Below are 24,718 nucleotides of genomic sequence, written 5' to 3'. Positions count from 1 at the left end.
CTCCTCTAATAAACTAATATTTCCATATCACCCTTTATAAGCCCTTTTTTATCATCATAATCTTGCTTTTGTAAGATACAAATTTGCTTATCTAATTCCCAAGACACAGCACACTTATTAATCATGTCACGACGAATTGAAATAGTATATCGTTGTAACCGACGTAAAACTTGTCTTAATTCTTTATACATATCATCCCCAGACCAAGTAATAATTTGGTCCAGAATATTATATAGCTTATTTAGCAAAGCCGTGCACTCTTCACTATCGTACGGCACAATAACAGTTACTGTATTATCATCAATCAATCTAAAATTATCGCCAGCAGTCCGAAAACTTTGCTTCAGTATAGGATTTATTTTACTCGTTAACTTCTTGCCTCTTAATAAGCTCGCAAGATTAGCCTTTACTAATTGCCCTTGATTAGAATCAGCCTTTAATGCCATTTTTTGAGAAAATTCATCATAAATTCGCTGATTAGTACTCAATAAATCTAGCAGCGTTAGCTTAGACTTATTACCGTTAATTTTAATTTCATATTTTAAAGCTTCACTATCTTTATTTTGTAAATTTCTATACAGCTCTTGATTATAGGCCACTAATAGCTCATTAATAGAGTTCGTCATCGTGAAGCTTGAATCCTCTTTATTAGAAATCCATTTTTGCGTATCTATTTGACTCAATAAAGTCTTGGTGGCTTTCTGTGCGTTTTCAAACAAAGAAATTCGTCCTATATCATCTTTTCCATAGTTCATGATATACATGAGCCCATTTCCTTGCTTTTTACCCTCACGATTACAACGTCCAGCCGATTGAATAATGCTATCAATACCAATTAATGACCGATATACCACATCAAAATCTACATCTACGCCCGCTTCAATTAAATTTGTGCTAACACAAATCAAACGTTGTTGACTCTCTCCTTTGCGCAAAGCTTTTAATTGCGCTTTAATCGTCGAAATATAATGTAATCGATGTGCCGCACATTGATTTGTAGTTAAATTAAATAAAGAAATATCATCTTCTTGGCCATTGTCTATTAATGCCATTTCTAGGGCATCATATAAAGTACTCACTGCTTTCTTCGTGTTAACTACAACCAAAATACTTTGTTCTGACTTAATCCGCTCTAAAATATGATTCACCAACGCTTCTGTGGATAAGTTAGCCTGGTTATCTGGACCTAATAAACTTCTATATTCTACCCGTGAAAAGACTTTATTAGTGCTATTTTCTTTAGAGGTCAATTCAATCAGCGGTACTTCTGTCCCCTTAGCCAAGGTGCGATAACCATAGATACAAGGGTAACGCAATACGGCACTCTGATCATAGCCTGGTGGTGTTGCCGTACAATGGATCAGCGTAGCCCCTGCCATTTTAGTCAAAAAGTTCATCATCAAATTGTAATTATAGATAATTTCAGGCGGCAAACTTTGAATCTCGTCAATGATTATTGTAGCTTTTATTAGCTTACAAAATCTACGAATGGAGGCTGCTCGACTAGCAAACAAAGTATTACTAAGCTGTACGATCGTAGTTAGCACCACTGGGATCTCCCAGGACTCACGTAAATAGTTTACATAACTATAGTCTGCTTCTTCGGTGTATGAATTGTCTAAAGCATGTTCATCATCTAACAATTTTTCTCTATAATCATCAATCACATTAGAATGATGTTCTAAAATATGACCTTCTATGTCGGTTCTAGTTCCCTTTGCTGTTAAAACATCTCGTATTTCCTGTGCATTTTGTTCAAGGACAGATAAAAACGCCGTAGTATAGAAAATGCGTTTTTTCTTAAAATGCTTGGCATTTTCTACAGCAAAACGTAAGGCTGCATAAGTCTTACCTGAACCTACGGGCATATCTAATTTAAAATTCCCTTCACAGCATTGCGTTGCCTTTGCTAATACCTCATCCGCTAATGCTGTGCGCACACGATTTAATTCACTAGTAGGTGTGCCAAATTGATTATAAAAAGTGGTAACCTGCTGACTTAATTCACCCCAAATAGATTGCGTTTCCTCTACACTATAGCGCTTATCAATAATATCTCGACCAAAATTTGCAGAATCATAAATGTCACTATCTTTCAAGATCGATAAGATCAGCCTTGCCTGATAACCATCGTAGGTGGCTTTGGCGATAGCACGCTCATTTTTATTCGCTATCGGATCATAGGCCTCAAGTAACTCTTCCTTTAAAGCATTCCATTTTGAGAATTCTTCATACCCTTTAATAAATAGATCTTCTAAAGTTTGCTCATAATTATCTACTAGCCAATCATTTAATATAGTAAAAAATTCTTGTTCTTCTTCTTTATTTTCACCATACTCGATTTTATAGTCATTAATACGACTTATAAATTTACATGAATTGTCTTTGAATATATCAAAAAGTCCATGATGAGCTAAGATCGCATACTGCATCAGCGCGAGATATAGCTCACGTTGTTCCTGTTCTTCTTTAGTTATGTTTTCTTGTTTCACCTGCACATTTTTCCAAGCTGTTTTATTCAATTCTTTTAAATAACGAGCACCCGTATTCGAATGAATAACTTTCCCCTTTGTTTCACCACTGATATATCTCTGAAAGGCTGTTGTTGCCTTACCCGAGTCATGTAGCAATCCTACCAAGAAACACATTGACGGTATGCCAATCTCTACCCCTATTTCTTTAGAATATTCTGCACAATTTTGCAAGTGGTCAAAGATGTATTGCACTTTAATCTCTTTTAAATTAGTACCAATAACACGAACTTTAATATTTTTCACTTTAAATCCCTCCATATCTTTAATTTGTATTATACTCGCCATTTGCAAAATCTGCAAGCCCTGTTTTCACTTTTTTAATACTTGATTGACCTTATATAAAAGAGAACTGTTGTAAATAATAAATCTAGCATACTATTATTCACAACAGTTTTTAATCTCTTCTTTTTAGTACCAAAAACACTCTTCAATCCACACCGCCAACGCGGAGACGCGAGGAGTCAAGCTCCCCATTACCTTTCGGTAATTCTACATAAATTGTAACATAGAACTTTTATGCACTTCAAACACTCATTATACGTATTTTTCAATATAATTACTCAACATTGCATAGTAGCATAGTAAAAAACAGCAGGTCTATACAGACCTGCTGTCTTTATTACCATAAACCTAACATATACCACCAAGCAGAACCAATACCGAACCAAATTATTATGTTAATCACAGAAACTTGGAATCCTAACTTCCACCAAGTTTGTTGTGATACATAGCCAGCCCCAAAATAGATTGGTGCTGGTGCAGCTGCATAATGCGTTAATGACATACATAAATTAGAAGCAAATGCAAATACTAAAACAGCCAAATATACAGGTGCGCCTGCCGCTACAGCAATCGTAACAAATGCGGAATATAAAGCTGTAATATGAGCAGTTAAACTTGCAAAGCCATAATGAATATAGAAATAAATAAGCAATAAAATAGTTAAAGTTGCCAACCAAGATACACCAACTAAGGCACTACTAATATGAACTGACATCCAGTCAATGATTCCTGTCTTAGCTAGCTGACCTGCTAACCCTACCAGTGTGCCCATCCAAATCAATGTATCCCAAGCACCTTTTTCATCCAATACATCCTGCCACTCTAAAATTCTTGTGACCAACATACTAGATACCCCTAACAAAGCAACTACTGTCGCATGAATCCCAGTAATATTAGAGGTGCTCCACAATAACAAAGCGCCTATAAAAATAACAGCTACCATCTTTTCAGAATTACTCATAGGCCCCATATCTGCTAATTCTCTATGGGCTAATGCTTGTGCTTCTGGCGTCTTTTTTAATTCTGGCGGATACACTTTATACAAATAATACGGAACCACTGCTAACGCGATTAAACCTGGAACAATAGCTGCCAAGGCCCAAGTGCCCCAAGACATATTAATGCCTAAGGCTTGGCTAGCTAATAAAATGGCTAATGGATTGCCTGCCATAGAAGTCATAAACATTGCTGACGTTATTGTATTTCCTTGATATTCAGCTTGCATCAAAAAAGCGCCTACTCGACGGGGGTTCTTATTTGGTTCTGAATCAAATGCAGAGGCTAAACCTCTTACAATGGGAAATAAAATCCCCCCAGCTCTCGCTGCATTAGAAGGTGTCGCTGGACTAATAATCAAATCACTTAAAATAATCGTATACGCTAATTTTAAGGTACTCGTCCCCATTTTCTTAATTAGCCAAAAAGCGATTCGCCGCCCTAACCCCGTTTTTATAAAGCTTTTAGCAAACAAAAAGGCTGCTACAATTAACCAAATACTACTATTACCAAATCCAGCTAAAGCCTGACTCGGCTTTAAAATATTAGCCAATTGTGTAATTGTAATACTAATAAATGCAATAGCACCAATTGGCAATGGTTGCAATATAAAACCAATGATAGTTCCCAAAAATACAGCTAATAAATACCACGCTTGATTAGAAAGCCCTGCTGGTACTGGTGAAATTGCAATCCCAACACCCACTATAATAGGCACTACCCAAGACGCTATCGTTTTCCTCATATGATTCATATAATATACCTATATTTACCTAATCGTAAACTCTTATTATTGTAATTATTAATTATTACATACCCACGGGCAATATTAAGCTTTCTTATACTTTGCTACTTCTTGCTGTTGTAATACATTACCTTCTGTATCAATTCCTACAATAACGCGGAAGCGATCAAAGTATAGTTTTTTAATAGATTCTGTCCCCAATTCAGGATATAACACAATCTCTGCTGATTTTACACGAGCCGCATTAATAGCCGATGCCCCACCAACGCCTAACAACGATACACCGCCATATTGCTTACATAAATCAGCTACATAAGGGGCACGATCACCCTTGCCTAAAAAAGCGACGGCACCTAATTGAAACATCATTTCAACAAATGGATCCATACGTGCTGCTGTTGTAGGACCATTAGAATTAAATACTTGACCTGGTTGAGGTGGACATGGTCCTGCATAATATACCAATTGATTCGTCCAATCTAATGGTGATTCTTCACCAGCCTCTAATAAGTCTTTAATTCGCTTATGTGCCGCATCACGACATGTATATACATAGCCTGTTAAATATAAAACATCGCCTACTTTTAATTGTTTCACAAATTCTTTTGTTAAAGGTAATTGTACATCCCGTTCCATAATAGCCTCCTAAATCACTTCACTCGCCTGACGTGCCGCATTACATTGAAAATTAATCGCCACTGGTAATGCTGTAATATGCACCCCATGATAATCAATATGTACATCTAAGGCAGTTACAGTCCCACCCATACCAATAGGACCAATACCAGATTTATTGACAGCTTCCAAAAATTCATCTTCTAGTTCAGCATAATATGGGTTTGGATTACGGTCACCGATAGGCCGTAATAATGCTTTTTTAGCCATCCAAGCACACGTATCCATAGTACCACCTACACCGATACCAATAATATATGGAGGACAAGGATTGCCACCTACTTTAGCTACTGTATCAAGCAAAAATTGTTTAACTCCTTCTTTGCCTTCACCAGGTAATAAAACTTTAAAAGCTCCCATGTTTTCACTACCGCCACCTTTAGGCATTACTGTTACTTTTACTTGATTGCCTGGTACAATTTCAACATGTAACATAGCTGGCGTATTATCATTTGTATTTTCACGATTTAAAGGATCCGCTACTACAGACTTACGCAAATAGCCATTGGTATAACCACGTCTTACCCCTTCATTTACAGCATCTTCCAACGGCATACCTTCCCAGCATACCTCTTGACCACATTCTAACAATACAACGGCTACACCTGTATCATGACAACATGGCAACTGCTCTTTTTTAGCAAATTCACCATTTTCAACAATAATTTCTAACGATTGTTTACCAATGGGTGATTCTTCTGTTTCTAAAGCTTTGCGAAATGCATCCATTACATTATCATTTAATTCACAACAAGCCTTAATACATAACTTTTCAATGACAGGAATTAATGCTTCTGTCTGTAATACTCTCATGTTAGACCTCCTAATACGCAATACACTAACCTTTACAAACTTTTTATAACGACTTTCGTTAGCACAATCATAGCAATTGCATAACTTTTTGTGAAATATGTTATAATAATTATGCAATAAATATAATTTATCAAACTAAATATTATTTATTTCAAAGCATTTTACCGCTAGATTTATTTCACCAGACTATTTACGTTATATATAAGGAGCCCTCCATGGAGTTGAAGCAATTAGAATTCTTTATTTCAGTGGCCGAATTAGGTAATATGACTAAGGCAGCGCAACAACACTATGTATCACAGCCTAATATAACCGTTGCCATAAAAAAATTAGAAGATGAATTGGGTATAGAGTTATTTAAACGAGAATATAAAAAAATGACCTTAACAGAAAAAGGTCATATATTCTATAACTCTATAAAGCAAACACTTATGCAACTACAAAATGCCGTCGATGAAGTGAAGGATGAAAAACATAAACTCTCTGGTACTGTTACTATTGGTATTCCACCTATGATTAGTGCCTATTTATTTACCCCTTTACTTAATCACTTTCGCCAAGAATATCCCCAATGGGAACTAAATGTATTAGTAGAAGGCTCTGTAGGGGTATCTGAACGAGTATTAGCCGAAGAAGCGGACTTGGGCATTGTGATTATAGATACTATTTCACCTAAATTAGAAGCCATTCCACTATTTAAAAGTGAACATAAATTATGTATTCCTAGCCAACATCCCTTCCATTCGTACAAGAAAGTTCCCTTTGACTATTTAAAAGAAGAATCTCTCATTCTAATGAAGATTGATTCTGTACATCGCCAAAATGTCCTCGCCCACTGTGAAGCTTGTGGTTTTTTACCCAAAATCGTACTCTCTTCTAATCAAATAGAAACTAATATTGATTCAGTAGCCAAAGGCGTTGGCTTATCCTTTTTATTAGACATTGCTAATTTAAATAGAAATGATGTAGAACTAATCTCTATGGATCCACCATTAACCGTTACCATAGGCTTAGTTTGGCGAAAAAATAAATACCTTTCCTATGCAATGAAAGATTTAATCAATTTTATTAAACAAATTCCCTTCACACAGCAATAATAAGACTTACAGCATCCATTTTCTCGTGCTAACAACCACTTTTATAACGAAACTATAATAACTAAAGTCTGAGTGGTAGAAAAATAAAGAATTATAAAACACAATATGAAAGTAACACAAAAAGACGACTGTCTAAGGCTATTAGCCCTAAACAATCGTCTTTTATTCATTAAATCATAAATACATTACCATACATTTCGTAGCCATTACATTCTTTCAAATTGATCCTTCCCCACTCCACAAGTAGGACATTCCCAATCAGCTGGTAAATCAGCAAACTTTACACCTTCAGCTTCTTCATCATACACATAACCACATACTAAGCATACATATTTTTCGTTCATAGGTTTTTCCTCCTTAGGAATATAATGAGCTGTTTATAATATGTCCTTTATAATGAATCTTACTTTACTGCTTATAATTTATTACTAATTTACAGCTTTATTGTACGACTTATAACTAAAAATATCAATATAGTGAAATCGAATCAAAAGCAAGGCCCGCATTCCAAATACGAGAACTGCTCCAAATTTCACAACCCACAGGTTGCGACGTAATCGCTACAATCATAGCTTTTGCTAGGATTTCAGTAGGCATTGGCTTCTTATCCTCAAACCAACCTTTTTTATTTAAAAACCCTAATATACCTGTGCTTATCCGTTCACTCCAACGAGTGGTATGCTTACGCACTAATGCAGGTGGCTGTAAAATTGTAGTCTTAGCAAAATGTAATTCCTTAATCGCCTCTTCCAATTCACCCTTAATGCGAGTATAAAAGAACTTCGAATCTGACGATGCCATTACTGTAGAAACTAATACATAATGACTAACACCATTCATCTTTGCAGCCTTAGCAAACTCCAACTGATAATGGTAATCCACCTTCCACTGTTGTTCCTTACTACCTGCATCCTTACGCGTTGTACCTAAACAAGAAAATAAAACATCGCCCATAATAGCCGATTGCCAATGTTCCATTTGATCAAAATCCACTATATGCGTAATTAATTTTTTATGAGTAATCCCTGGATTCCGCCGCACAAAAATTTCCACTGAATCAAATAATGGATTCGCTAATACTAACTCTAAAACATCCTGCCCGGTAGCCCCAGTAGCACCTAATATAATTGCTTTCATACGCTATGCCTCCAAATTACAAATAAACTCAATCTACTTTTCCAACCTATAGATTCTTTTTTATTTCTTTTATTCTCTTATTTCTCTTATTTGCCTTATGTCTCTTCGCTCTTACTTCTCTTATCTTCTTATTTGCCTTATATTTTTATATGTCTTACCTCTATTATACCTCATCTTAGCTTATCAAAAAATTATCTGATATATTAAAATGACATCTATTATTTAGATAGCCTTTCATTCTTCATTATTATTTGATATATTTTCTCATTAAATTCATGATATAATAAACATATAAGTAAATATTTTTAAAACATATTCTATACTATAACAAGGAGAACACAATGTTATCTGAAAAGTTTTTTGAAGTTCTAAAATATGAAGGCGTTGTATCCATTACGACTTGGAGTGATAACGAAGCTCATGTAACAAATACTTGGAATTCCTATTTAAAAGTAAAAGAAAACACCCTATTAATTCCAGCTGCTGGCATGACCTCTACCGAGGCAGATATTGAGAAAAATAACCGTGTAATCGTTACTTTAGGAGCGCGCGAAGTAGAAGGCTTTAATGGCTATCAAGGAACTGGCTTCCGTCTAGAAGGCACAGCTGATTTCATTGCTAACGGTCCTATTTATGATGAAATGTACGCTGAATTCCCATTTCTAAAGCGAGTATTAGCAATCAAAGTAGAATCTGCTAAACAGCTTCTATGATCATATTTCATTCTTAATAAGATAATCTTTATAATAAAACGCTGTAATCAAACTACAAGGTATCCTAAATATATACCATCTATGATTACAGCGTTTTGATTTACTATATGCTACTATTTTAAAAAGGCCAGATTAATGACAGTCTATTAATCATAATATACAACAGAGTGTCTTATATCCACTTAACACATCAACTTATAAGTTTACTGTTTCTCCATCTTCAGGAATGGTAACTTGTCCATTTAATTTTGTACCATCCACATATTTTCTCATATCGTCACGACTAGTAGCTGTATGATTAACAGTATCCATATGAACGGTTAAAATCTTTGCATTAGGAGCTAATTTAGCAGCTTTTCCTACATCTTCAGTCCCCATAATAATACTATCTTCATACCCTAACATTTTTGCATACCCAGTATTCATAATCAATACATCAGGATTATATTTATTAATAGATTTTGTTACCTCTGGAGTCCAAATAGTGTCCCCCACTAAATATACTGTTTTTTCATTTGGCATAGAGAACACGACACCCATAGATTCTCCTAAGGCTGCCCCCAAGACTTTATTTTCATACATTTCTTCAGTACCATGTGAACCATTACGATGAGTCATAGTTACACCACCGAATGTAGTACTTTCACTAAGCACACGTACATCTGTAAAACCTTGCTTTTTAATTAACTCTTGATCCGCCTTATGCTGTACATAAATCGGCATATTTTTATCAATACTTTCTGCAGCCTTATCATCCCAATGGTCTAAATGAGTATGTGTCACTACAACTACATCAACACCTTTTAAAATCTCATCAATAGATTTTGGCAAATCAACTAATGGCATTCGTTGGGTCTCATTAAAAGTCCCTTCAAAACCAGGATGACTATTTTTACTAGCAAAAAATGGATCAATTAAAATCGTAGTGTCATTATATGTCAACTTACCGGTAGCATTACGAATGTGTTCATAGGAACTATCTGCAGAAACTGTAATTCCCCAAGTTGTTAAAACTGTAGCTGCTAATAAAGAAACACCTAATTTTTTAAATTTCATAGTATAACTCCTCTTATTACGAACTTTTTCTAATATACACTTTGTAAAAACCAACTATTCCATTGATTTTATACTTTTTATAGACTTAGTATAGCAATAATTGTTATACTTAACTCAACAAAAGTAGACAATATGTCTATTATTTTTACACTTTGTATGATTTTGTCAAAATCGGAGTAAATACTAATATAATAAATAAAACTCGTTTTTAATATTATGAGGGATTACAAATGCAACCAAAACCTATGAGTCGCAAAGAATACACACGTCACCAAATTAAAGAAGGTCTTCTCTATGCTTTAACGCAAAATTCTTTTGATAAACTAACTATTTCTAAAATTAGCCAATTGGCGGGAATTACCCGTGCTACCTTCTATCTACATTATGCTAATGTAACAGAAATTCTCTCAGAACTATTAGATGATGCTATATCAGCGGCTGGACAAACAGATACTGCTCCAAATAACTTAATGATTATTAACCAAGCATTACAAAATGCTACTACTATGGAAGACTTACATAAAGCCTATGACTCAATTTTTCATAAATTGCCATTATGTCAACGAGTATCCGCAGACCCCAAATATATACCTTTATTTAAAGATCCTAGCTTAAGCGAATATATTATTAATAACTTATACTATAAAGAGCAAACCGAACAAGTGAACAGCTTGGCCCACCAATTAGATATATCGCCCAAACTAGCAGAGTCAATATTTTTATTTTGCGTTCATGGACTATATGCCATTAATCAACAATATAACTGGCAGCGAAGTGATGATTGGCTCCTTGCACAAAAAGCACTCTTTCACTTTATGGTAAAAGGCTTAGATGGATTAAAAAATTTTACAGCTCTATAAACAAAAACAGCGCAGATCAATGACCTACGCTGTTTTCTTATGGAGCCGATAATAGGACTTGAACCTACGACCTACTCATTACGAATGACATTTGATAAACTTTATCAATAACTTTTATGAGGATTCTAAACTTTTTGATGTACCACTTAATGTACCAAAACTTACTAAAGATAATATGCTACTCTTTACTTTACAAAAAAAAAATAATGCCCCCTTTGTTATAAGGGGGCTAATAAATTAAAAAAATTATACTATATATTACCATTTTACAACATCATAAGAAACGCCTACGCCGTCCAATTTATTATGACGATTTGATAAGCCTTTATAAGCTTCAATTTGTAAGCGTTCTTTTTGATATGCTACAGTTGCATAGTAATCCTTATCTATGTAAGCGATTCCTACAGCTATTCTATTTTTCTTTTCTTGTGTAATCGAATAAAAATTATTATTAATTGGCTGATTATCAGTATTTGGGGTTGTTTCCTTGATTACATAATCAGCCTTTTCTTTTTGTACTAATGTATTAGCTTTGGTATCAGCTTCCGCTTGCGTATACGTTACGTATTGTATGTTAGCTGGCTTTTCTGATACCTTATGTATTTCTTTTGTGACTTGTACAGCGTCTTTGTCACTAATATATGTATCAGCCTTCTTTTGTGCTTCTACAACGTTTTTAGTGGTTATTTTACTTACTGGCTGGATAGGTATTTGACTATCACTTACGCGCTTGTTATAAGCAAGATAGCACAATAATATAACCACTGCTATTAGTAAAAGTGGTAATATCTTCTTAAATTTTAAGAAAAATTCACGATACATAATCTGTTACCCCTCTGGCTATTGCACGTGCGAAATCGTCCGTTTGATTCATTAGTAACTGTACGTCTGATTCATTGTCTATAAAGGCTGTTTCAACTAATACAGCCGTCATAGCCGTTCTTTTTAATACTATTAAATCTGGTCGTATCTTTAAGCCCCTATCAACCGTATCAAGGCTATTTACGATTTGATTTTGAATACAATTAGCTAATGCTTCTGCATTGCCACCAACATTATATACTAAGCATTCAGTACCTTTAGCGACGCCGTTAAACGCGTTACAGTGAATAGAGATAAATATATCAGCTTGCCAATCATTAGCAGCAGCACAAATAGGAACAGCCCTATCGCTATAGCTAGAATCGTAATATAAGTTATCTGATTGCATAGTCGTTACATCAAAGCCTACAGCACGCAAGTATTTAGCTACTAATTCGCCAATTTCATATACGATATTAGCTTCTGTTACGCCATAATTATTATTTACAGCCCCAGAATCGTATTTCCTATCGTGTCCTTGATTAATAAAAACCTTCATTACTTAGCACCTTCTTCTTTCTTTAGTGTAGTAGTTCTTGTTTTAGTCTTATTAATAGCTGTAACGGTATGTGTTAAAACGTCTTTACTGAATAAGATACCATAAGCCGTTAAAATGATACTTAAATCAAAATCAGCTTGATTAGCCCCGTTCTGATACCAGCCATACGCGAACATAGCCAGAAATAAAATAATGGTTAATACATTAATATTTAAGTTCTCTTTTATCCAGTTCATAAAATTACCCCCTTAAAAGAATAAAGAAACAATAGCGATTGCTGTAGGAATTACAAACAAGAAAAATGAAAGAATTCCAGTCGCTTTATTATCCTTATTTTCTAAGAGGGTTAGCCGTGTATTATGTTCTGTTACATCTCTTTCTAGCGTAGAAATTCTGGATTCATTTACAGCCATTTTCGTATTTAGTTCTTCTTGCGTTTTGCGTAAAGCCTTCATGTCTGATTGAATATCTTCTACTATAGATAAAATTAAAGCTTGCGTATCGTCCAATATACCAGCCCTTTCATAATAAAATATATTATTCTGCGTGTGCGTCTAACCATTCCAGAACATAAGAAACATATTCTTCTGGTACTGGCTTCTTACCTTCTTCGCCTGTTACGGTACGTTTCCCCAGCAATACTAATTTTGCGTATACACTTACCATAGATAGATTAATTTTGAATGTTGCCATAATTAGATACCCTCTACTTTCTCGTATAAATCAGCCAATAATTCTAATAAAGTCGCGTTATCTACTTCGATATTTTCGGCGGCTGCTTCCTCTACGAATACATCTTCTTCAAAAACGGGAATGTCTACATATGATTCGTATTCTTCTTCGGTTAATACTTCTGCTTTAACTACGCCTTCAATTTTTAAAATTTCTTCTTTACATTGTTCTAATGTTTCATAGTGTAAACTTTCTAAATAAGTAGCAATTCTAGCCCCGTCTTTATCTAAGCCTAAAATATAATTCATATTTTTATTCTCCTATTATATCCAGCAATCACAATGCCACCAACAACCAGTAGTCCCGTTTGTGTCCCGATTATAAAGTTTAATCTGTCTAGTGTTACCAGCGATAGTACTACCAGTTAACGGCTTAAAACCAGTTCCGACGTCATTAATTAAAACAGTACCTATTCTACTTACGCTAATTGGCAACGTAATAATTGCTTCTGATTGCCCAGAAGGGAAATTATAATAGCCCCATTGTGAAACATAGCCGTTAGGTAATTTAGTCCAACCATTATTACCGACTTTGCCGCCTGTAATGTCATCAATTCTTAGCATTTTTTTCCCGTCGTGTTTTAGTCCTTCGGCGTTGATTACAACTAGAGGCGTTTTCTTGCCAGCTTGCCAGTCTATAGACATAGCCGTTTTACTTGTCCAGAATCCCCACCAGTTATTACGAATCATCGTGCAATCAGCATTATTATTTTGTAAAAAAGACCAGTTACCGTTGACTTGAATTTCGTTATTAACTAATAGTTTACCTGTCATAGTATCACCAGATTTAGAAACAACTTCGCTAGTAATTGCTAATGTTCCTTTTTTCTTTGGTAGTGATAATACATGTAAATTATCAGAAGAATTGTCATTTCTATATGTTAATATACCGAAATTAGCGGAAGTATCGGCGGTAGACTCTAATAAAAGATGTCTTCCAGAATTATTATGTAGTCTTAATGCCGAATAATCACTGTTATTTGCATTAATGTCTAAATTTCCAGACATGGTATCGCCCGTTTTCTTTACATAGGCGTTGTCTAGTTTTTCGTTAATATCATCGGCTAATTTAGCTGCTGTAACAGCTTTATCTCTTAATTTACGCGTGGTAACGCTGGCGTCTGGGTGGTCGATTTCTGTAGCTTTTCTGTGCTTATTTACTGATTCTTCAATGTCTTTTTTAGTAGCGTAAACGATACTCATATCTAAGATTACTCTAATGTTAGCTGCATTATCGGTAACCGTATCAATATTGACTACTTTTTCTTGTATTGGATATGTTTTATCGTAAATCATTTTAGCTTTACTACCGCAAGTAGTATAAGAGTAAAGCACTTCTTCGCCTTCGTCCAATTTTGCCATTAAACCAATTTCACGAAAATAAAAACCAGTTGTTACTTTTGCGTTACTTACTCTAAACTGTAGTCTCATTTGTCCTTGATGTACCGTTTCATTTTTGGCGATTGGTAATTCAAGACGTGGACTTTTAATTTTTACTAAAGGGTCTATAGCTGTACCTGTAGCCGTACCGTCACCAATTACAATTTTAGTAAAAGATAACTTATGTCCAGCACGTGCTTGCGTAAGCATATCGCGTCCAGCATTGGTAAGGACTAATACATTCCAATCTCCGCTTTTGTTGATTGCCATAAACTAATTTTCCTTTCTGGATTTTAAATACTGTACAAAATCTAATTCTGGCTTAATACCAGCTGTAGCACCTGTTTCGATTTGATAATCTAAATCGCACGGTATATAGATTTCTTCTACTTCTGATACAATACCGCCGTAATACGTTTCTTCTCCTAAATCAGTATGAGTAATAAAATAAAAGCCTAAATGTGCTGGCTTCCATTGCTGGATTGCTTCTAGTAAGTCTTTCCAGCTGGTAATACTACCGTCTTGAATATAGTATTCAAGCTTGTACTGGTCGTAAATTTCATTAATTGAACCGTCTTTGGTAGTAGTGTACTTATTAAGTAAATCAGTCATAAATTGTAATGTAGATGTCTGTTTACTTTGCAGCTTATTCCAGATTCTTTGACGTCTTGTTTCGTAGCTTTCGCTTTCGTCTGTATCTAAATCCAATTCAGATTCCCATAATACAAGTCCCCATGTCGCCGTAGAAACAAAGCATTGTCTAAATAAATCTTCTAATTTATCACGCTGTAATTGATGTTCTTTTGAATGTGCGTCCGCAACTTCTTTGAACGTATCAGACGACTGTAGAAAATCTGGCAAGTAACGAAGAATGTTAATTTCTTCTTGTCGCATAAAATCAGTACCGATTTTGTTATTGAAGTTATCCATTAATAACCACCGTCCCAATTTTCGGTAGTTTACCGTTAAGGATTACAGAATTGTTTCTACCGTTTAACGTAATAGAATCATAATCGGTATAACCAGCATTAAATAGCTGTTTGGCAATCGTCGCAGAAGATACCTTTTCAAGCCTAAATCCGAATTTACGGAAGTAATCAGAAAGAACAGTTTTAAACGCGTCTGTTGTGCCAGCACCAACAACGCCATTTACTACAATGTTGATAGTCTGAATATCTGGTGTTGTTACTGTTACTTTAGCCCCTACTGGTCGTACTGTCTCGATGTAAGCTTTTACTTTATCGATTAAGTCTTGACTAGCTTTGTCGCCGTTACTATCTATAATCGCAATGCCTACAGTCCCAGCCCCATATTGTTCTTCTACTACTTTACAGCCACCAACGCCAGATACTGATGTAGTCCAATTATTGTAATGGAATACGTTTCCGCTGGTAGCTGGTAAGCGAATATATTCATAGTAGCGATTATATAATGCTTCGTCTGTTTCGCGGTCGAATCCGTCTATGGTAGGCTTTTCATTCGTAACAGTACTTACGCCACCAATAGACATAGGAATCAACGTTATTTGGTTTTCCTCTAAGTTATAATCAACGCCTTCAAATTCAGCTTCAATAGGTATAACAGCGTAGCCGTCGTCGTTAATATAACTTTCTTCTGTAGTGTAAAACTTTAAACCGCTTTTAGATTGGAATAGGCTTCGTTCTGGAATCCACGCCATAGCTTGCCCTGTTACCTTGACTTCGCCATGTGATTTTACAGCTACTTTTCTATCAACGCCAAAGTCGCTACAGCGTTCAGTAAGATAGTCGCCCCATGACGTTTTAGCGAATACAGCGTCACGGATTAAATCCATCTCCCAGTATGTATTCTTGTATTCTTCTGAATTAGCGTTGATTAAATCACGCTTAAAAGTACCTTCGATAACCGATTCTTCGTTACCATGTTCTTTTATGTAATTAACTAATCGCGATTGAATCGTATTGACGTCTTGCGACTTAAAAATATCTGCCATGTATGCCCCTTTCTAAACTATAAACGTTGCTGTTAAGTTTGAATAAACTGTAGTTAACGTAATAGTAAGTTCTACTAAGTCGTTTTCTTGCTTGGTTGTTTCGATTTTATCTATTGAAATAATGTAAGGATTTATCAATAAGCCTTCTATAATATCGGCTTTCATAGCGTCTGCTGTAGCCTTTATATTTGGTTGTCCGATATACTTTTCTAACTCAATGCCATAGGCACTATGATAAGCAACATAACGCCACCGTTCAGTTTTTAGCGTCTTGTAAATCCATACCTTCAATGCTTCATTACCTGTTACTATAACGTGTTGTCCGTTATCGTCTTTTATAAACCTATCGGTTTTGAAATCAAATGCATATTCAATAAAAAGTGGCAATTCAGAAGATACGATTGTAGTAGTATCGTCGCTTGTACTTGTAATAAATGGATTAGCCATTGAATCACCTTTCTATAAATGAACTATTTTATCTAAAATAATGTATTGCTGGCTTGTCCCTTCCGTCTGTTGTAAGGGCTGTATTGATACGTAGTCACCAGCTTTTAACGTATCCGTGTATATAATGTTATCCGTGTATGGATTGTCTATAGCGTGTGTATGACTTTCGAAGGCTGCATAACCACCGCCACCGCCACGCGGCTGCGTTTCTGATGTAATTACGCCTTTTGCTGTTCTTTCATATCCAATTAGTAAATACTCACTTATCCATACATCGTTTTTATCTAAAATAAAGTCTTTATATGCTACTTGAATCTCTGGCGGTGGGGCTATGATTTTACCTATTGCCATTAGTGGCGATTGGTTATTTTGCGATACACCATTCATAATAGTAAGCAGCTTAGAATAAGGATTTTCTTTCATTTATTAGTGCCTTTCTAAAAATAATTTTAAAATATTCTTTAAATTTAAGAATATTTTATATTGACATAGAATGAAATTCGCACTATAATTACATCATAGTTAAGGAAACGCGAATAAAAAGAAAGGGGTTTTAACTATGAAACAGTATTTAATAAGTTATCGCGACGGATTAGAAATTAAATCAAAGGTAGCTAAAACGTTTGAAGAAGCAAAAGGTATTTGTACAATACTGATGAATCAATCAGACGATATAGTAGCTAACGTTTACGAAATCACTCAACCAGTTATTTCTTATGCTAAGAAAGGGGCTTAATTATGAAAATCGGTTCTAAATGGATTTTAGTTTTAACTTCTGGCGAAATTATCCCATGCAATAGTAAAAAGGAAGCAAAAGATATGCTTCACGATTATAAAATACTTGCTGGTAATAGTATCTCTGGTTGGATTTTTAAAAACAGTAAACACTTTGTCTTATAGGGGGTCAACACATGTTACAGAAACAATTATTAGCTAAATACATTGAAATGTTAGAGAATGAAGGTATTGTAATACATCGCCAGACTTTGAAGAATCAAGCAATGCAATATCTACAAGACGAATATTACGTCGCCGTATTAGATATTGTAGACGCTTTAGAAGATGTAACCGTAGATTATTTCGTAGCTGGTGACGATAAATACATCGGCTTTGACGCCGAAGAAGTTCTCTTTTTAAACAACGCTTTAATCGAAGGGGGTCATTCTGAATACGTACTATCAACCGAATTAATGTAATGAATTAAGACGCTGTAAAAGGCGTCTTTTTCTTCATATTTAAGAATATTTTTTCTTGACATAGTGCGAAAATCATACTACAATACAAAGTAAGAAATGAGGTGTCAATAATGACATTGGAACAAGTACAAAAAATATTGTCTAAGCAAAAGAAATACAGTTTAAAATGTCTTAAAAACGGTACGTATAGCATTTACCATTATAATAATCGTGTATTTAATGTACCTTCATTAGATGATGAATACTTAGTAAGGTTTTTAAATCGCATACAAGGTATTCAGCAGCCATTAGCTAATGACGAATACGTCGTCAAAATCGGTAAGCGTGCTATTAAATTAAAAAAGAATACGCCAGAAAATGCACTTCAAAAAATCAAAGATAGAAGCGAAGGATTACGCGTTTTAATCAATGAAGAATTCGGACTAAGTACAATACTGTTTAAATTAGCCGACGAATTATATATCGCTGCTAATACAGAAGATATAGACAACATTAGTCATAGATTGTCATTATTAGAATCCGCACTTTCAGACGTTCACATTAGCCCAGACATAGTAACATTAATGGAAGTTCTGAATAAAACCTGTAACGAAATTCATAAATTTTTATATATAGTAAGGACTGGTGAAAATGATAGAAGCTAAAAATTTGCGAAATGGTTTTAGGCTAACATTACCAATTGTTTCTGCTGAATTAGAAATACCACGTTCAACATTGATTGACTGGGAAAAGCCAGACAAAGAATTAAATGTTTACTTATGGAAAATGTATAAACATTGGTTAATCAGCATGATGTATACCGCTTTTATTAAAGAAATTGAATCAGAATTAGCGGACAATACAATAGAACGTGAATCAACTATCCAGCTTGAAAAGAAAGACGGTATAATCGTCGAATGGTATTTTAGTCGTGATACAATGACTAAGTACGCATATCGTGATATTTTGAAAGCGTCTTTTGTCCGCCAGTACAAAAAGGTACAAGACGAACTTACATCAATAACTGTAGATGATTTCTTGAATGAAATCCACGCTAGTAATATCGAAGTTGATAATGTACTAGAATTTAGAAAGGTAAATCGCTATGGAACGAAAGTTTAAAGGAATCAGAAAACTGTTACAAACAATTCGTAGTCGTGGTTTAAATGGTTATGAAGTATATAGCATATACGATTTAGAAACAGATATAATCGAAGTAGTGTACTTCAATCCAGAACGATATAATCAGAACCATGAAAGCGATGTAGCTAACTTATATAGTCGTCAAACAGATACTAACATTATTCATAAGTGGCGTAACGTAACAACTGATACGAACGCAATCCGTCATCAACTAAATTCTTTAATAGAAAAGTATAGCCTAAATAATTAAATTTTTAGGTGTCTGAAAAGCCTTGCTATGACTGGCTTTTTGAAAGCCTTATAAATGATAATATATGAGAATAGCCCCTTGGAGGGGCTTTTTCTTTTTTTAGGTATAAAGTGTTAAGGGCGTTATTTAAAATCGCTTACAGCTAATGTAATGACGTAAAATCTAGGGACAATCTCATTGTATGTTGTCCGTAACTAAAACTATGTGAATCGGATTTGATGAAGAACTTTCCTTTTAGGTTTTCTTCTTGAATCGTTACCGATTTACCAGCTACACAGAAGATATTACCAATAGCTTCTAAACTTGATTCATAGTCTACTGAATGTAGTAATGCACGTGAAGCCGTCGCTGTATCTACTTTCTTATCTGGCTTATAGATTTGTGTTACTTTCCCGTAATGCTGTAAGCCATAATCGGATTGGACTACATTAGAAGCTGTTGTATTGCCGTTATTATCTGCAATGTAAACCATAGATACAAGGTTTTCTAGCGATTCGGAATGTGACGAACTGAAAACGTTTGTAGTATCTGTAAGACTAAAGTTTTCTACTTCTTTACCGCCATTATAGCCAATTACGATATTGTTGTTTTCATCTAGTGCCATAATACAGTACTTTTTATTGTCTTTAGCTGATTGTATGTCTAATGCCTTCTTGAAGATTTCAGTACCAGACATATTATCTGCTATAAAGTCGCCTTTTGCGTCTAGCGTGATACCTTCATCAAGAAGGATATTCATACCGAACTCATTCGCAACCTGTTTTAATACGTCATATACAGTAGCGTTTTGAAATTTCTTGTTTAGCTTTGATTTTGCTAAAAAGATAATATTGTCATACGCTGTAAATGATTTATCATAGCCAGGAGTATTACGACTTGTTAACCAGACTTGCCCTTTAAACAGTATAAATTCTTCTGGTGTCATAGAATCGGAATTAAGAATATACTTAACCGTAATTTTATCACCAGCTATAATATAAGGATTTGTAAATGTACTATCCTTAGTAACATTATTGAATGCTACAGTGAATTCTAACTTACGTCCAGCTTGTGAATTATCGCCACTCCATGAAAACGAAATAATGTAGTTAGTTATATCTTTGTCATTGACTAAGAATTTGAAGCTGCCCATAACTAACTATCCTTTCCTATCCGAATTAAAAACTTGCTTATCTTCTTTTAGTGCTAATTCTTTATTATTTACTACCGCAGATAATGTATTGTTTTTATTACGCTTGAAATTTATTGTATCGCCAATGTTAAATGATACGCCTGTACCACTAGCGGACTTTACTAGCGATTTACCATAGCTTAAATATTTGGCTTGGTTTTCGTCTAAACCTTTTGCATTGGTTTTAGATAATGCACGATTTAAGAATGTTAACGGTGTATCATGCTTACGATACTGTAAATTAGTAGCTACTTTTTTTAGTGCGGTCGTATTACGTTGATTCAGTCCAGTTTTTTCATCAACTACTGATTTGTCTACTTCGTTTATTTTCTTATATTCAGAAAATGAAAGGGCGATAGTGATGTCGCCACCGCCCCCAGATTCAGAATAAGTAAATGAATCTATCGTAACGTCAAAATCTACTGTAGTACCACCAATAAGTAAATGACATGGTGATGTAGCTGTACGTAATGATTCTATGTTTTTAATGTATTCTGCTGTATCTACAGCATTCGCGAATGTATAGTCTTGATTTGGTAAAAATGTCGTGAATGATATTGTCCGAAGCCCTGTTTTACCTAACATATTTAATTCGCCTAATGACTGGATATTTACTTTTTGATGTAGTGAAGAAACGGCTACTTCATAGGATTCTGGCGGAACGGGTAGTTTCACCGTTCCAGATACGCCAGAAATGACTACTTCGCCGTCTTCTGCCCCTACTGTACCGTCGCTATTGCCCAGAAGGTACTGTAAGGCTTTATTTATCATTGTTTCTTTTGTTGAACTAGAAAAAATACTCATTATACAGCCCCTTCTACAGCATTAATAGCATACGATTCTAATGTTTCTGTTAACTTAGTCATTAATTTATCTAAATCAGCGTCTTCTCTAATTACGATTGAATCAGCGACTTTAGCTATAGCGATTGATATACCAGAACGTTTAGCGTTGAGTAATTGCCCTTCTGAACGTCCTAAATCGCGTGCTTCTTTGATTGACTTATCATGTGGAATTACTCTTGTACCTTGCGGTAAATCTACAATTTCGCCGCCTTGGTCGTGAATCTTAGCTAGTCCGCCTTTCCAGTTTTCAGCACCAGTAAAGAGTAACGGAATATTCAAGCTAAAGTTTTGTCCACCGAATGACGGTACCCAATCGGGAACAGTGAAGCTGACGCCATTTAAAACTGAAATAATCTGATTGATTAAGCCTTTTACAGTGTCAACTACTCCAGAAACAGTAGATACCATGCCGTTCCAGATTCCATTAAAGAAGTCGCTTACGGCTTGCCATGCCCCCATAAAACCAGACATAAACGCACCGCCAATATAAGCTAGTAAGTCGCCTAAGTAATTAATAAAGGACATAACGCCATTTACGATATAGTTAAACGCGTTTACTGTTGTGTTTTTCAAGAATTGGAATTCATTACTAAGCCACTTAATACCGATGTCCACGTATTTTACTACAGTGTCCCAGTTGGTATAGAGTAAGTAAATAATGCCAATAATTACAGTAATCGCAAGTCCGATAGGGTTAGCCATGAAAGCACGCCCTAATAACGTTATACCACGAATCAAAAACATAAATACTTTACCGCCAACGGACATAAAGGACATTAAGCCACGGGCAATAGTTAAGCCGATTCGTGCGAAGTCCATACCGAATAATTTAAAGATTACGCCTACATTTTTAATTAATGAACCAAAGGTTCTAAATACTAAACTTACACGTCCGAAAATCATAGGAACAATGCCACCAGCTTTAGCACAAGCAGAAGCGAACGATAATACGCCACCAGACGCAGCGGACAAACCAGTTAAGGCTAAGCCGATACCCTTAGTAACGGCGAATGTACCAATAACTAATTTACCTAATGTAATTGCTAAGTCGATAGTACCGTCGTTATTATCTAAGATTTTTTCAGTAAATTTAGAAAATTCTTCCACCAATACTTTTATTGTTGGGGCTAGTTTTTCGCCGATTTTATACAGAATCGCCATAGCATTATTTTTAGCGATTTCAAGGCTTCCGCCTAATGACTGTTTCATTTCATCATACGCTTTGTTGGCTGCCCCTTGTGAATCCTGTACCGCTGCTAAATTCTTCTTATAAGCGTCTAAGTTATTAGCTAAAAGAAGGAACGCACGCGAACCTTGGTCGCCGAATGCTTCTAATGCTAATGATTGTTTTTGAACGCCACTCATACCAGCTGTAACACGGTTAAATTCTTCTGCAACGTCTGTTAATTGTCGCATGTTTCCCGAAGTGTCGAATAACTGAATTCCCATGTCTGTAAGTACAGCAGAAAACTTAGGATTCGCCATACGTTCAAAAATGTTAGATAAGCCAGTACCAGCCATAGAACCTTTTAAGCCGTTGTTCGCTAAAGTAGCTAATGAAGCTAGTGTAGTATCTAATGTTTGATTCATACTATTTGCTGATGTAGATGTCATTTTTAGGGCTTCCGCTAAGTCGTCAACATTAGCCGATGATAAGTTAGAAGCCTGTGTAATACCGTCTAGCATGTGCGGAACATCTTTTACAGATAAGCCGAAGCTATTCATAGTATTTGTAAACATTAAAGCTGCTACGTCTGCTTGTGTATCAGTAGCCACCGCGAAACGTGATACAGATTCTGTAAGTTCGTTTATTTCCTTGCCGTTTAAGCCGTCGATTGCACCGCCTATTTGGTCTGCAACGCCAATTAATGTTTCAAGTGGTACAGCTACTTTCGTCCCCATTTTGTAAAAGGCGTCTTGGCTAATTTCCGTATGTTTTTTAGTATCATCGGATAATTTATTTAAAAAGGCGTGATACTTAGTATCAAAGCTGGCGTAAGCTGTAATCGCTGTACCAGCTACGGCAACGGCTGCAAGGGCGAACGGTTGCATAGCAGAAGCAGCACTATTGAAGCCTTTACCCATTGAAGCAACGCTTCTATTTACACGCTTAGCCATGCTTTCAGTTTGTTTTAAGTTGTTATTTATCCGCTTTAATTTGGCTGACATGTCGTCTTGTAGCTTGATAATAGCGTCAATTACAGTTGCCAATAAATCACCTCTTAATTCTTAATAGAATCAGCTTCTTCTCTTAACTGATTCAATTCATAAGAAACGAACGCAGATACGATTAATCTTTCACCGATAGGCAACGAATAATATTCGTGCGGTAATAGCCCATGTAACCTATATAAATAATAGGCTGTTTGTGTATTCCTATCGGTTTCAATTAGTTTTTTATTTCTTCGTCTACGTCGATGTCGTCGTCAACATCTACTACTTGCCCCGAAAGTACATTGATACGTTTAGCGATTTCGTTTGTTTCGCCAGCATTGAATAACTTTGTCATTATTTCTTCTGGTGTACCTACATTAAAATGTTCGGCAAGTTTCATACTGTGAAAGTCTGGTTTTTTAATGCCTTCAAGAAGGATTTTCGCACTAAATTTAGATTCGTTTAATTCTTCTTTACCCTTCTTATTTTTAGCAGTACATTGATTGCGAATCTTCATAAACATATCTGTATTAAGTCCTTGCAATGTAAGTACAAACTTTTTACCTGTTTTACGCGTTAACGATTTTACTTCGTATTCTTCGGTTTCTTGCTGTAGTAATGTTGCTGCGTCTTGCTGTAACAAGACATCAATTAAATTTAATTCAGTAGCCATTTTTTATATTCCCTTTCTTCTTAAAATTCAAGAAAAAAAGAGGGGCTAAAAAGCCCCCCTATTATTCACCTGTTGCGGTGTCTAAAATGTCCCATTCAGAAAACGTAAAGTTATAGCTTTCTTCTAAGATTTTATCTACTGACCAATCAGCCAATACTAATTCATCGAAAGTAGCGTCGCGAACTACTACGCGTTCTTCGCCTACGGCGTCTGGGTCGCTAATCTTAGATACGATAGTAAAGATAGGTTGTTTCCCTTCCTTAATTTTATCGTTCATTTTGCGTAAGAAGTAGCTATCTACTTTATGGAATTTGATACTACCTTTAGCCGTATAGCCTGTTACTTTATAAGATTTTGCTTGATGTTTGATAAGCTTAACTTCTGCTTTATCAAGTGTTACAGTAGCTTTAAATTCCATGATTTCGCCTAAATAGTGGTCGTCTACCCATACTTCGCCATGACGACCAGCCATGACTTTATTACCTGTTACATTTTGCATGTATTAATTA

General features: G+C 35.3%; 32 protein-coding genes. 9 read left to right on the top strand and 23 right to left on the bottom strand.

Translation table 11 applies throughout. The annotated features are described in order from the left end of the window. Positions 1–5 precede the first annotated feature (5 nt). The 4 genes from NFR44_RS04435 to NFR44_RS04420 form a co-directional block, all read right to left on the bottom strand. Positions 6–2,777, bottom strand: coding sequence for a CRISPR-associated endonuclease Cas3'' (locus NFR44_RS04435; protein ID WP_251441472.1), 2,772 nt, complete (start codon positions 2,775–2,777; stop codon positions 6–8). Between the two features lie 376 nt (positions 2,778–3,153). Next, complete coding sequence (locus NFR44_RS04430; RefSeq protein ID WP_251441471.1) at positions 3,154–4,557, bottom strand: anion permease; 1,404 nt, start codon at positions 4,555–4,557, stop codon at positions 3,154–3,156. An 84-nt stretch (positions 4,558–4,641) separates the two neighbouring features. After that, on the bottom strand, positions 4,642–5,193 hold the full coding sequence (locus tag NFR44_RS04425) for a FumA C-terminus/TtdB family hydratase beta subunit (protein WP_251441470.1): 552 nt from the start codon (positions 5,191–5,193) through the stop codon (positions 4,642–4,644). A 9-nt stretch (positions 5,194–5,202) separates the two neighbouring features. After that, positions 5,203–6,045 carry a fumarate hydratase gene (locus NFR44_RS04420; RefSeq protein WP_251441469.1) on the bottom strand — a complete coding sequence of 281 codons (843 nt, stop codon included), beginning with the start codon at positions 6,043–6,045 and terminating at the stop codon, positions 5,203–5,205. A 215-nt stretch (positions 6,046–6,260) separates the two neighbouring features. On the opposite strand from NFR44_RS04420, the gene NFR44_RS04415 reads away from it, so the two are divergent. Then, positions 6,261–7,142: a LysR family transcriptional regulator gene (locus tag NFR44_RS04415; protein WP_251441468.1), complete on the top strand. Its 882-nt coding sequence runs from the start codon at positions 6,261–6,263 to the stop codon at positions 7,140–7,142. 206 nt (positions 7,143–7,348) lie between these two features. On the opposite strand, the gene NFR44_RS04410 is transcribed toward NFR44_RS04415, so the two are convergent. Together NFR44_RS04410 and NFR44_RS04405 are read right to left on the bottom strand one after the other, a co-directional pair. Beyond that, positions 7,349–7,486, bottom strand: coding sequence for a rubredoxin (locus NFR44_RS04410; RefSeq protein WP_251441467.1), 138 nt, complete (start codon positions 7,484–7,486; stop codon positions 7,349–7,351). Between the two features lie 124 nt (positions 7,487–7,610). Continuing rightward, positions 7,611–8,279, bottom strand: coding sequence for an NAD(P)H-binding protein (locus NFR44_RS04405; RefSeq protein WP_251441466.1), 669 nt, complete (start codon positions 8,277–8,279; stop codon positions 7,611–7,613). Between the two features lie 341 nt (positions 8,280–8,620). On the opposite strand from NFR44_RS04405, the gene NFR44_RS04400 reads away from it, so the two are divergent. Further along, positions 8,621–8,992 carry a pyridoxamine 5'-phosphate oxidase family protein gene (locus tag NFR44_RS04400; protein ID WP_251441465.1) on the top strand — a complete coding sequence of 124 codons (372 nt, stop codon included), beginning with the start codon at positions 8,621–8,623 and terminating at the stop codon, positions 8,990–8,992. A gap of 195 nt (positions 8,993–9,187) precedes the next feature. On the opposite strand, the gene NFR44_RS04395 is transcribed toward NFR44_RS04400, so the two are convergent. Continuing rightward, positions 9,188–10,048, bottom strand: coding sequence for an MBL fold metallo-hydrolase (locus NFR44_RS04395; RefSeq protein WP_251441464.1), 861 nt, complete (start codon positions 10,046–10,048; stop codon positions 9,188–9,190). A 230-nt stretch (positions 10,049–10,278) separates the two neighbouring features. Between NFR44_RS04395 and NFR44_RS04390 the strand changes: the two genes are divergently transcribed. Next, positions 10,279–10,908: a TetR/AcrR family transcriptional regulator gene (locus NFR44_RS04390; protein ID WP_251441463.1), complete on the top strand. Its 630-nt coding sequence runs from the start codon at positions 10,279–10,281 to the stop codon at positions 10,906–10,908. A gap of 258 nt (positions 10,909–11,166) precedes the next feature. Here the strand turns inward: NFR44_RS04390 and NFR44_RS04385 are convergent, their stop codons facing one another. The 11 genes from NFR44_RS04385 to NFR44_RS04335 are packed head-to-tail and all read right to left on the bottom strand — an operon-like array spanning position 11,167 to position 17,221. Next, positions 11,167–11,730 (bottom strand): hypothetical protein, encoded by a 564-nt coding sequence (locus NFR44_RS04385; RefSeq protein WP_251441462.1) that lies wholly within the window; start codon positions 11,728–11,730, stop codon positions 11,167–11,169. Beyond that, on the bottom strand, positions 11,720–12,268 hold the full coding sequence (locus NFR44_RS04380; RefSeq protein ID WP_251441461.1) for an N-acetylmuramoyl-L-alanine amidase family protein: 549 nt from the start codon (positions 12,266–12,268) through the stop codon (positions 11,720–11,722). Before NFR44_RS04380 ends, NFR44_RS04385 begins: the two co-directional genes overlap by 11 nt. Then, a complete protein-coding gene (locus tag NFR44_RS04375) occupies positions 12,268–12,504 on the bottom strand; it encodes a hypothetical protein (RefSeq protein WP_251441460.1) in 237 nt (78 codons plus the stop codon). The genes NFR44_RS04380 and NFR44_RS04375 overlap by 1 nt, the downstream gene beginning before the upstream one ends. 12 nt (positions 12,505–12,516) lie before the next feature. Then, positions 12,517–12,777, bottom strand: a complete 261-nt coding sequence (locus NFR44_RS04370; RefSeq protein WP_251441459.1) for a hypothetical protein — start codon at positions 12,775–12,777, stop codon at positions 12,517–12,519. Positions 12,778–12,805: 28 nt separating this feature from the next. Beyond that, positions 12,806–12,961 (bottom strand): CD1375 family protein, encoded by a 156-nt coding sequence (locus tag NFR44_RS04365; RefSeq protein ID WP_251441458.1) that lies wholly within the window; start codon positions 12,959–12,961, stop codon positions 12,806–12,808. Positions 12,962–12,963: 2 nt separating this feature from the next. Continuing rightward, positions 12,964–13,248 carry a hypothetical protein gene (locus tag NFR44_RS04360; protein WP_251441457.1) on the bottom strand — a complete coding sequence of 95 codons (285 nt, stop codon included), beginning with the start codon at positions 13,246–13,248 and terminating at the stop codon, positions 12,964–12,966. Positions 13,249–13,263: 15 nt separating this feature from the next. Continuing rightward, entirely contained in the window at positions 13,264–14,649 is a 1,386-nt protein-coding gene (locus NFR44_RS04355) for a phage tail-collar fiber domain-containing protein (RefSeq protein WP_251441456.1), read from the bottom strand. Positions 14,650–14,652: 3 nt separating this feature from the next. After that, positions 14,653–15,309 carry a putative phage tail protein gene (locus tag NFR44_RS04350; protein WP_251441455.1) on the bottom strand — a complete coding sequence of 219 codons (657 nt, stop codon included), beginning with the start codon at positions 15,307–15,309 and terminating at the stop codon, positions 14,653–14,655. Then, on the bottom strand, positions 15,302–16,351 hold the full coding sequence (locus NFR44_RS04345; protein ID WP_251441454.1) for a baseplate J/gp47 family protein: 1,050 nt from the start codon (positions 16,349–16,351) through the stop codon (positions 15,302–15,304). Before NFR44_RS04345 ends, NFR44_RS04350 begins: the two co-directional genes overlap by 8 nt. Positions 16,352–16,363: 12 nt before the next feature. Next, on the bottom strand, positions 16,364–16,798 hold the full coding sequence (locus tag NFR44_RS04340; RefSeq protein WP_251441453.1) for a DUF2634 domain-containing protein: 435 nt from the start codon (positions 16,796–16,798) through the stop codon (positions 16,364–16,366). 12 nt (positions 16,799–16,810) lie between these two features. Then, positions 16,811–17,221 (bottom strand): DUF2577 family protein, encoded by a 411-nt coding sequence (locus NFR44_RS04335; protein ID WP_251441452.1) that lies wholly within the window; start codon positions 17,219–17,221, stop codon positions 16,811–16,813. Positions 17,222–17,357: 136 nt separating this feature from the next. Between NFR44_RS04335 and NFR44_RS04330 the strand changes: the two genes are divergently transcribed. The 6 genes from NFR44_RS04330 (at position 17,358) to NFR44_RS04305 (ending at position 19,366) form a co-directional block, all read left to right on the top strand. Next, positions 17,358–17,534: a hypothetical protein gene (locus NFR44_RS04330; RefSeq protein WP_251441451.1), complete on the top strand. Its 177-nt coding sequence runs from the start codon at positions 17,358–17,360 to the stop codon at positions 17,532–17,534. A gap of 2 nt (positions 17,535–17,536) precedes the next feature. Further along, positions 17,537–17,698, top strand: coding sequence for a hypothetical protein (locus NFR44_RS04325; RefSeq protein WP_251441450.1), 162 nt, complete (start codon positions 17,537–17,539; stop codon positions 17,696–17,698). A gap of 11 nt (positions 17,699–17,709) precedes the next feature. Then, positions 17,710–17,994, top strand: coding sequence for a hypothetical protein (locus tag NFR44_RS04320; protein ID WP_251441449.1), 285 nt, complete (start codon positions 17,710–17,712; stop codon positions 17,992–17,994). Positions 17,995–18,104: 110 nt separating this feature from the next. Beyond that, entirely contained in the window at positions 18,105–18,638 is a 534-nt protein-coding gene (locus tag NFR44_RS04315; protein ID WP_251441448.1) for a hypothetical protein, read from the top strand. A 121-nt stretch (positions 18,639–18,759) separates the two neighbouring features. After that, the gene (locus NFR44_RS04310; RefSeq protein ID WP_251441447.1) at positions 18,760–19,095 is read left to right on the top strand and encodes a hypothetical protein; all 336 of its coding nucleotides are present in this window, start codon (positions 18,760–18,762) and stop codon (positions 19,093–19,095) included. Beyond that, positions 19,079–19,366 carry a hypothetical protein gene (locus NFR44_RS04305; RefSeq protein ID WP_251441446.1) on the top strand — a complete coding sequence of 96 codons (288 nt, stop codon included), beginning with the start codon at positions 19,079–19,081 and terminating at the stop codon, positions 19,364–19,366. Before NFR44_RS04310 ends, NFR44_RS04305 begins: the two co-directional genes overlap by 17 nt. A 142-nt stretch (positions 19,367–19,508) precedes the next feature. Here the strand turns inward: NFR44_RS04305 and NFR44_RS04300 are convergent, their stop codons facing one another. The 5 genes from NFR44_RS04300 to NFR44_RS04280 all read right to left on the bottom strand — a co-directional run bounded on the left by NFR44_RS04300 (position 19,509) and on the right by NFR44_RS04280 (position 24,708). Continuing rightward, positions 19,509–20,498, bottom strand: a complete 990-nt coding sequence (locus tag NFR44_RS04300) for an XkdQ/YqbQ family protein (protein ID WP_251441445.1) — start codon at positions 20,496–20,498, stop codon at positions 19,509–19,511. Positions 20,499–20,504: 6 nt separating this feature from the next. Continuing rightward, positions 20,505–21,341: a hypothetical protein gene (locus NFR44_RS04295; protein WP_251441444.1), complete on the bottom strand. Its 837-nt coding sequence runs from the start codon at positions 21,339–21,341 to the stop codon at positions 20,505–20,507. Beyond that, on the bottom strand, positions 21,341–23,593 hold the full coding sequence (locus NFR44_RS04290) for a phage tail tape measure protein (RefSeq protein WP_251441443.1): 2,253 nt from the start codon (positions 23,591–23,593) through the stop codon (positions 21,341–21,343). Before NFR44_RS04290 ends, NFR44_RS04295 begins: the two co-directional genes overlap by 1 nt. Before the next feature lie 178 nt (positions 23,594–23,771). After that, positions 23,772–24,179, bottom strand: coding sequence for a phage tail assembly chaperone (locus tag NFR44_RS04285; RefSeq protein WP_251441442.1), 408 nt, complete (start codon positions 24,177–24,179; stop codon positions 23,772–23,774). Between the two features lie 91 nt (positions 24,180–24,270). After that, the gene (locus tag NFR44_RS04280) at positions 24,271–24,708 is read right to left on the bottom strand and encodes a phage tail tube protein (protein ID WP_251441441.1); all 438 of its coding nucleotides are present in this window, start codon (positions 24,706–24,708) and stop codon (positions 24,271–24,273) included. Between the last annotated feature and the right edge of the window lie 10 nt (positions 24,709–24,718).

It is taken from the genome of Veillonella intestinalis (assembly GCF_943193155.1).
GTDB classification, from domain to species: Bacteria; Bacillota; Negativicutes; order Veillonellales; family Veillonellaceae; genus Veillonella_A; species Veillonella_A intestinalis.
This window is presented reverse-complemented; position numbering and strand designations above follow the sequence as displayed.

Bases quoted from the DNA above. Each gene is read 5' to 3' on its own strand.
- NFR44_RS04410 (WP_251441467.1), bottom strand. From the start codon at position 7,486: ATGAACGAAAAATATGTATGCTTAGTATGTGGTTATGTGTATGATGAA.
- NFR44_RS04330 (WP_251441451.1), top strand. From the start codon at position 17,358: ATGAAACAGTATTTAATAAGTTATCGCGACGGATTAGAAATTAAATCA.
- NFR44_RS04335 (WP_251441452.1), bottom strand. From the start codon at position 17,221: ATGAAAGAAAATCCTTATTCTAAGCTGCTTACTATTATGAATGGTGTA.
- NFR44_RS04390 (WP_251441463.1), top strand. From the start codon at position 10,279: ATGCAACCAAAACCTATGAGTCGCAAAGAATACACACGTCACCAAATT.
- NFR44_RS04360 (WP_251441457.1), bottom strand. From the start codon at position 13,248: ATGAATTATATTTTAGGCTTAGATAAAGACGGGGCTAGAATTGCTACT.
- NFR44_RS04310 (WP_251441447.1), top strand. From the start codon at position 18,760: ATGTATAAACATTGGTTAATCAGCATGATGTATACCGCTTTTATTAAA.
- NFR44_RS04365 (WP_251441458.1), bottom strand. From the start codon at position 12,961: ATGGCAACATTCAAAATTAATCTATCTATGGTAAGTGTATACGCAAAA.
- NFR44_RS04385 (WP_251441462.1), bottom strand. From the start codon at position 11,730: ATGTATCGTGAATTTTTCTTAAAATTTAAGAAGATATTACCACTTTTA.
- NFR44_RS04345 (WP_251441454.1), bottom strand. From the start codon at position 16,351: ATGGCAGATATTTTTAAGTCGCAAGACGTCAATACGATTCAATCGCGA.
- NFR44_RS04325 (WP_251441450.1), top strand. From the start codon at position 17,537: ATGAAAATCGGTTCTAAATGGATTTTAGTTTTAACTTCTGGCGAAATT.
- NFR44_RS04295 (WP_251441444.1), bottom strand. From the start codon at position 21,341: ATGAGTATTTTTTCTAGTTCAACAAAAGAAACAATGATAAATAAAGCC.
- NFR44_RS04375 (WP_251441460.1), bottom strand. From the start codon at position 12,504: ATGAACTGGATAAAAGAGAACTTAAATATTAATGTATTAACCATTATT.
- NFR44_RS04380 (WP_251441461.1), bottom strand. From the start codon at position 12,268: ATGAAGGTTTTTATTAATCAAGGACACGATAGGAAATACGATTCTGGG.
- NFR44_RS04300 (WP_251441445.1), bottom strand. From the start codon at position 20,498: ATGGGCAGCTTCAAATTCTTAGTCAATGACAAAGATATAACTAACTAC.
- NFR44_RS04405 (WP_251441466.1), bottom strand. From the start codon at position 8,279: ATGAAAGCAATTATATTAGGTGCTACTGGGGCTACCGGGCAGGATGTT.
- NFR44_RS04340 (WP_251441453.1), bottom strand. From the start codon at position 16,798: ATGGCTAATCCATTTATTACAAGTACAAGCGACGATACTACTACAATC.
- NFR44_RS04415 (WP_251441468.1), top strand. From the start codon at position 6,261: ATGGAGTTGAAGCAATTAGAATTCTTTATTTCAGTGGCCGAATTAGGT.
- NFR44_RS04320 (WP_251441449.1), top strand. From the start codon at position 17,710: ATGTTACAGAAACAATTATTAGCTAAATACATTGAAATGTTAGAGAAT.
- NFR44_RS04315 (WP_251441448.1), top strand. From the start codon at position 18,105: ATGACATTGGAACAAGTACAAAAAATATTGTCTAAGCAAAAGAAATAC.
- NFR44_RS04395 (WP_251441464.1), bottom strand. From the start codon at position 10,048: ATGAAATTTAAAAAATTAGGTGTTTCTTTATTAGCAGCTACAGTTTTA.
- NFR44_RS04355 (WP_251441456.1), bottom strand. From the start codon at position 14,649: ATGGCAATCAACAAAAGCGGAGATTGGAATGTATTAGTCCTTACCAAT.
- NFR44_RS04430 (WP_251441471.1), bottom strand. From the start codon at position 4,557: ATGAGGAAAACGATAGCGTCTTGGGTAGTGCCTATTATAGTGGGTGTT.
- NFR44_RS04280 (WP_251441441.1), bottom strand. From the start codon at position 24,708: ATGCAAAATGTAACAGGTAATAAAGTCATGGCTGGTCGTCATGGCGAA.
- NFR44_RS04420 (WP_251441469.1), bottom strand. From the start codon at position 6,045: ATGAGAGTATTACAGACAGAAGCATTAATTCCTGTCATTGAAAAGTTA.
- NFR44_RS04305 (WP_251441446.1), top strand. From the start codon at position 19,079: ATGGAACGAAAGTTTAAAGGAATCAGAAAACTGTTACAAACAATTCGT.
- NFR44_RS04425 (WP_251441470.1), bottom strand. From the start codon at position 5,193: ATGGAACGGGATGTACAATTACCTTTAACAAAAGAATTTGTGAAACAA.
- NFR44_RS04350 (WP_251441455.1), bottom strand. From the start codon at position 15,309: ATGGATAACTTCAATAACAAAATCGGTACTGATTTTATGCGACAAGAA.
- NFR44_RS04400 (WP_251441465.1), top strand. From the start codon at position 8,621: ATGTTATCTGAAAAGTTTTTTGAAGTTCTAAAATATGAAGGCGTTGTA.